A 539-nucleotide genomic window follows, 5' to 3' on the forward strand; every position below is an offset into this window, starting at 1 on the left:
CAGACAACGATTACAAACTATTACGCCTGGTGGCTAGTAACGTAGTCGATTGCAGCTTGTACAGTAGTGATCTTCTCAGCTTCTTCGTCAGGGATTTCGGTCTCGAATTCCTCTTCCAGAGCCATCACCAGCTCAACGGTGTCAAGGGAGTCGGCACCCAGGTCTTCAACGAAGGAAGCAGTATTGACCACTTCTTCTTCTTTAACACCCAGTTGCTCGGCAACGATTTTCTTGACGCGCTCTTCGATGGTGCTCATACCTTGTTTTCACTCCTAATGGACAAATTCAGGCAGCTGGCCAGTGGGTAAGTGTATAGAAAGGCTTTTCAGCTTTTCAACTGAAAGCTTCACTCCTCAAACCCTGCGGCCCTCTGCCTATAAATAGATTGCAGCTTTATAACGGATTTTAGACAGCTCGTATGACATTTTTTTGAAGCAATCCGTCACATTTTACTTACATGTACATCCCACCGTTCACCGGGATTGTAGCCCCAGTGACGTATGCCGCACCGTCGGATGCAAGAAAAGCGACCACCGAAC

General features: G+C 47.5%; 1 protein-coding gene and 1 pseudogene. Both read right to left on the reverse strand.

What is annotated here, in order from left to right:
- Positions 1–20 precede the first annotated feature (20 nt).
- Positions 21–257, reverse strand: a complete 237-nt coding sequence (gene acpP / locus HT737_RS30950) for an acyl carrier protein (RefSeq protein WP_003175607.1) — start codon at positions 255–257, stop codon at positions 21–23.
- A gap of 196 nt (positions 258–453) precedes the next feature.
- A pseudogene (locus tag HT737_RS30955) lies at positions 454–539 on the reverse strand (SDR family oxidoreductase); the annotation flags it as partial.

Origin of the sequence: Pseudomonas sp. MD195_PC81_125 (genome assembly GCF_014060985.1) — a bacterium.
GTDB classification, from domain to species: Bacteria; Pseudomonadota; Gammaproteobacteria; order Pseudomonadales; family Pseudomonadaceae; genus Aquipseudomonas; species Aquipseudomonas parakoreensis.

Excerpts from the sequence above, each read along its gene's own strand:
- acpP (WP_003175607.1), bottom strand. The coding sequence starts at position 257 with ATGAGCACCATCGAAGAGCGCGTCAAGAAAATCGTTGCCGAGCAACTG.